Source organism: Pseudomonas viridiflava, assembly GCF_900602065.1.
GTDB lineage: Bacteria > Pseudomonadota > Gammaproteobacteria > Pseudomonadales > Pseudomonadaceae > Aquipseudomonas.
The window spans coordinates 1-453 of the sequence record NZ_UWFN01000338.1; the positions used below are offsets into that span (position 1 = coordinate 1).

Genomic DNA, 453 nt, shown 5'->3' on the forward strand with positions numbered 1-453 from the left:
AGTCAGTCCGTGGCGCTCCAGCAGGGGCCGGTCGGCACTGGCAATAAACACGCTCATTCGCGCCCCTCGAAAAAGCTGACGACATGACGGATACGCTTTTTGTCGGAGGCGTTCAGACGCGCACGCTGACGGTATTGCAGGTAAAAGCGCAGCCGCTGGGTGGCGGACAGGTGGTATTTGGCGACCTTGTCCAGGCACGCCAGGTCCTTGGTGATCCGGTAGCGCAGCATGAAGCTCCACCAGAAGGCCCCGTTGGGGCAATCGATGAAGAACAGCCGGGCCTGATCGTCCACCAGCAGGTTGCGCCACTTCAGGTCGTTATGGGTGAAGTGATGGTCGTGCATGATCCGCGTGTAGGATGCAAGTTGACGGCTGATACCATCCGCCCATTGCCTGTCGGACAACAGCGGATCCTTGCGCTGCGCCAGGGCAGACATGTCTTCGGTATTGGGC

The 453-nt window shown here is 60.0% G+C and carries 1 pseudogene; it reads right to left on the reverse strand.

Features of this window, described 5'->3' with window-relative positions:
- Positions 1-53: 53 nt before the first annotated feature.
- A pseudogene (locus tag EE949_RS25695) lies at positions 54-453 on the reverse strand (lipopolysaccharide kinase InaA family protein); the annotation flags it as partial.